Annotated in this window: 5 protein-coding genes; 3 read left to right on the top strand and 2 right to left on the bottom strand. The window is 62.6% G+C overall.

Features of this window, described 5'->3' with window-relative positions:
* Positions 1-130 precede the first annotated feature (130 nt).
* A complete protein-coding gene (gene argE, locus H1Y01_RS03030) occupies positions 131-1,189 on the bottom strand; it encodes an acetylornithine deacetylase (protein WP_180538634.1) in 1,059 nt (352 codons plus the stop codon).
* 16 nt (positions 1,190-1,205) lie between these two features.
* Between argE and H1Y01_RS03025 the strand changes: the two genes are divergently transcribed.
* The 3 genes from H1Y01_RS03025 to H1Y01_RS03015 are packed head-to-tail and all read left to right on the top strand — an operon-like array spanning position 1,206 to position 4,026.
* The gene (locus H1Y01_RS03025) at positions 1,206-1,832 is read left to right on the top strand and encodes an LON peptidase substrate-binding domain-containing protein (protein WP_180538632.1); all 627 of its coding nucleotides are present in this window, start codon (positions 1,206-1,208) and stop codon (positions 1,830-1,832) included.
* A gap of 5 nt (positions 1,833-1,837) precedes the next feature.
* Positions 1,838-3,337: an energy transducer TonB gene (locus tag H1Y01_RS03020; RefSeq protein WP_180538630.1), complete on the top strand. Its 1,500-nt coding sequence runs from the start codon at positions 1,838-1,840 to the stop codon at positions 3,335-3,337.
* Positions 3,334-4,026 (top strand): HAD family hydrolase, encoded by a 693-nt coding sequence (locus H1Y01_RS03015; protein WP_180538628.1) that lies wholly within the window; start codon positions 3,334-3,336, stop codon positions 4,024-4,026. The genes H1Y01_RS03020 and H1Y01_RS03015 overlap by 4 nt, the downstream gene beginning before the upstream one ends.
* 5 nt (positions 4,027-4,031) lie before the next feature.
* Here the strand turns inward: H1Y01_RS03015 and H1Y01_RS03010 are convergent.
* Positions 4,032-4,974: FtsX-like permease family protein (locus H1Y01_RS03010; RefSeq protein ID WP_180538627.1), on the bottom strand; the 943-nt coding region annotated here is incomplete at its 5' end.

Genomic DNA, 4,974 nt, shown 5'->3' with positions numbered 1-4,974 from the left:
CGCGACATCCACAAAACCCCACACTGAGCCCGAGCGAAAGCGAGTGGTGCGATGCCGATGCGGCGTCAATCCACTCGCTTTCGCTCGGGCTCAGTGTGAAGCTTGGTATTAGGCTTGAGATTGTTCGGTATCAGCGGGAAGCACGTTGGGAAATGACCTCGCGTAGCATCGTGACGCAGCTTTCGAGCTCTTCAATCGGCACATGTTCTTCGCTGCCGTGCGCGACGTGCATCGTCCCCGGACCGAACACAACGCATTCAGTACCCAGCTGCGCAATCCACGGAGCCTCCGTTCCAAACGAAACAGTAGCCGGCGCGCGACCCGATAGTTCCGCCAGCGTCGTCACAATAAGACTCGAAGCCGCAGTAGCAAATCCCGGTTGCCTCCGCAACACGTTCACCTCGCACCCGCTTAGCCGCTCAATCGCGGCATCGACCGCCTGATGCGGGATCGGGCGCCACTCGAACAACATCATGCATTCGCCGGGAATGATGTTCTTCGCGCGGCCGCCCTGGATCACACCGATGTTCACGGTCGTGTACGGCGGGTCGAAGCCGTCGTCCCGGTCGGACTTCAATCGTTCCTGTATCTGCTCGGACGCGATCACCACCCGCGCGGCTTTGCCGATGGCGGATTCGCCGAGATCCGGGAACGCGCTGTGAGCTTCCCGTCCGGCGCAGCGCAGTTCCGCGACGCAATAGCCTTTCCCGGCGCGAATCGGCGTAAGCGACGTCGGCTCACCGATGATCGCGTAACGCGGCCGAAGGATCTGCGATTCGACGAAGCGCCGCGCGCCGATGCAGCCGATCTCTTCGTCGGCTGTCAGCACGAGCGCCAAGCCTTTTCGCGCGCTTCCCATCGCCTCGAGCGCGCACGCCAGAAATCCTTTCACGTCGCAGGCGCCGCGTCCGTAGACGTTTCCGTCGCGCTCGACGGGCTGCACCAGAGACGGCGAATCGTACGGGACCGTATCCGTGTGGCAAACCAATGCGAGCGCCGGGTCGCGCTCTTCCGCGTGGGTGGCGATCAGGTTCGCTTTCGCCGTTCCGTGCTCGTCCGCATAGGGCTGCTCGACGCAATGCCATCCGGATTGTTCGAGGCGCTGCCGGGCATAGCGGATCACCGGCAGGTTGGATTCCGCCGATACCGAAGAGATGGCGATCAGGTCTTTCAGCGTCGAGCACGGCACGCGATAATACTAGAACATGGCGGAGCTGCTCCCTTTATTTCCCTTGCAGCTGGTCGTCTTCCCACGCACTTCGCTTCCTCTGCACATCTTTGAGGATCGCTACAAGGAGATGGTGGATGAGGCGATCCGCGACCACTCAGAGTTCGGCATCGTGCTCGCCAAAGAGGACGGAATCGTGAATGCCGGATGCACGGTTTATGTCGACAAGGTGCTCACCCGTTATCCGGACGGGCGTTTGGACATCGTGACCCAGGGGTTTCGCCGCTTTGAGCTTCTGGACATCAACCAGGAGCGCGCGTTCCTGCGAGGCACGGTGGAGTTCTTCGATGACGATCTGGAGGCGGAGCCCGCGCCCGAGCTGAAACAGACGGCGATCGCGCGCTACCAGGAACTCGCAGCGGCGGGTGAAAAGCGCGCGAACGATGACGCGGTCCTGAACGATGCGCAGCTTAGTTTCCAACTGGCGCAGGCGGTTCCCGATCTGGATTTTCAGAACCAGTTGTTGCGCAGCCGTTCGGAGACGGAGCGCCTGCAGCAGCTGAACCGGTTTCTGGAGCACCACATTCCTCGCGTGCGGCAGCGGACACGGATGCGGCAACTGGCTCCGCGGAACGGATTCTCACACAAGATCGCGGGGGTTTAGCCGGATTGTTTCTGTTCGAATCGGCTCCACGGACGCTGCCGGTCAAGCCGCGATCCCTGTATCTTTCGGTGTCGCTCGGCATTCACCTGCTGGTCGCGGCGTGGCTGCTTACGCCGTGGCTGCCGGCCAAATCGCCCGGCGCGTACGATCAGATGATCCGGCCGCATGAGACGCGCCTGGTCTGGTACACATTCAAAGACAAACTCCCGGATGTTTCCCCGCCAAAGCCGCGCGCCGAGGACAGACCGTTGAAGGCCGAGGCGCTAAGTAAGCAATCGATTGTTTCGGCTCCCGTGAATGCTCCGAAGACCGCGCAGGTGATCATCCATCCGGCGCCGGAAATCAAACCGCAGCTGTTGAAGCCGCTGCCGAATCTGATCGCGCTCGCCGCGCCGCCGCCGAAGCAGTTTGCCGCGCCGGAGCACCAGGCCAGGCGTACGGCGACGAAAGTGGCCGAACTGGAACCCGCGCCGGCGATGGAGGCACGCGTTCACGTTCCGGACCTCCCCAAGCTGCCCACACCGGCGAAACCGTTCGTTCGTCCGCCGGATCGAGTGGCGAAGCTGACTGCGCACGTTGAGGTGAACGATGCCCCGGAACTGAACCCCGCGTCGAACGCCGCCACGAATAGCCTGGCGGCAAAGGTCTTGGATCAGGGATCGCGAACCTTGGCGTTTCGCCCGCAACCCAAACGGGTGGTGACGGCGTCCATCGGCACGCTCCCCGATGTGCCCGATCTGAAGGGGACTTCGTCGACCGCCAACGTTGCGGTGATCGGGCTGAACGCGATCGATAGTTTGAAGGTGCCGCTGCCGGATAGCTCGCATCGCGGACAGCTTTCCGCCGGACCGGTGCTCCGTCCGGACGGCGCGACCTCGGCCGGAGGCGGCTCCGGAATCACGGTCCCCGACCTGACCATCCGCGGCGGGGACAAAGATGCGGCGCAGGCTTTGATCGCCAAGGCCATGGCGCCCGACAGGCTCTCCCGCCGTCCGGACGGCAATGCCCGGGAAGTGGCGCGAACGACGACTCATGACGGAGGTGACGACGATCCGCCGGAGCCTGCGCGTCCGGCCGGAGTTCGTGTCTCGGGAGCGCCCGATCCGCGCTTTCTGGGGCGGACGGTCTTCAGCGTCGCGTTGCAGAGCCCCAACCTCACCAGCCACTCCGGCAGCTGGCTCATGTGGTACGCCGATCGGGAGCTCGAGAGCTTCCAGGTGGTCATCTCTGCGCCGCAACCGATGCATGAGGTGGATCCGAAATACATTGCCACCGCGATCGAAGAGCGCGTCGAGGGCACGGTGCGCCTCGCCTTCGTGATCGGGCGCGACGGCCGCGTGTACGGCGTCCAAACCGTGAAAGGCCTCGATCAACGGCTCGATCAGAGCGCGACGGAGGCTCTAAGTAAGTGGGTCTTTGCTCCGGCCACGCGGCAGGGAAAACCGATCGAAGTGGATGCGCTGGTCGACATCCCGTTCCGGCTGGCGCCAAAGGTGGCGAATTGAAACGACAGCATCTGCTGATTGATGCGGACGATACGCTCTGGGAGAACAACATCTACTTCGAGCAGGCGTTCGACCGCTTTTGCGAGCTGCTGCAGCATTCAACGTTGACGCCCGCTGAGGTACGTGCGGCTTTGGACGCGATCGAAATTGAGAACAACAAGATTCACGGATACGGCGCGCACAACTTTGTGCGCAACCTGCGGCAGTGCTTTGAAGCGCTGGTGGAGCGCGATCCGCATCCGACGCACTTCGAGGAAATTGCGTCGTACGCGCACGGCATCCTGCAGATGCCGATCGAGCTCATGCCGGGAGTAGCGGAAACACTGCCGCGGCTCGCCGCGCAGCACGAGCTGACCGTGTTCACGAAAGGCGCGCATGAGGAGCAGAGTTCAAAAATCGCGCGCTCCGGCATCGGTCATTGGTTCACGCATTGCGAAATCGTCAAAGAGAAGAACCGCGACGCCTATCACGATCTCGTCGCGCGGCTTCGATTCGATCCCGGGAGCACGTGGATGATCGGGAACAGCCCGAAATCGGATATCAATCCGGCGCTCGCGGCAGGTCTGCGCGCGGTTTACGTTCCGCATGAGCGCACGTGGACGCTGGAGCGTGAAGAGATCGTTACGAGCGACCGGCTGCTGGTTGCCGAGGGCTTCGGGGAGCTGGCGCGGATCTTTCTGGGTAGTTAGCGCGGCTACTCAGTTCGCAGGGCCTGCAACGGTTCGATGCGAGCCGCGCGGCGCGCCGGAATCACGGAAGCTGCGAGTGCGATTAGAAGGATAGACAGAGTCGCAAGCACCAGAATGACCGGGTCCAGCGAATCGACCTGAAAGAGAAGCGAGCGCAGCAGCCTCGTGGCAAATACGGCGGCAATCGCTCCGACGACGCAACCGATCACTCCGAGCTTTGCGCCGGATAGCAGAATCAGCCGCACAACCCTGGAGCGCTGCGACCCCAGCGCCATGCGAATCGCAATCTCCTGCGTGCGCGCCGCCGTCGAGAAAGCGACCACGCTGTAGATGCCTAACAAAGCCAGCAGCACGGCTACAGCGGCAAACGTGGAGACGAGCGCCGTGTTGAACCGGCGGGGCGCCTGGACTTCCGCGATCACGCTATCCATAGACTCGACGCGGGTGAGCGGAAGTTGCGGATCGATGGAGCGGACAACGGCACTCAGGGAGCCGGCCATCTGCTGGGGAGGCAGTTGTCCGCGAATCACGATGGAACCCGCATTTCCGGAAAGAAAATGGGGCGGCGCAAACGAGCCTGCATCGGCCTTGGTCTGGCTGGAGGGCACGTAGATTTGCTCTTCCGTCGGTAGATCGGCCGCAAGTTGTTTGACGTCGCCAATCTCCCCAACGACCGTGAGCCAAGGCAGATCGGCTTCCTTCGGACCGCGGTGCAGGCGCTTGCCGATGGGGTCCTGTCCAGGCCAGTAGTGCTCGGCGAGGGTTCGATTAACGATCGCCACCAAAGGAGTGTTTTCGCGGTCGGTTTCAGTGAAGGCGCGGCCGCGAAGAATCGCAATCCCCTGCGCTTCGAAGTAGCTGCCCATCACCTGGGGGATCCATGCCACATTCAGACCGGCTCCTTTAGGAGGACTGTAGCCATCGGGAGTGAAGGTGCCGAGGAACTCC

Source organism: Nevskia soli (assembly GCF_903970205.1).
In the GTDB taxonomy this organism is placed as follows: Bacteria; Acidobacteriota; Terriglobia; order Bryobacterales; family Bryobacteraceae; genus Bog-113.
This window is presented reverse-complemented; position numbering and strand designations above follow the sequence as displayed.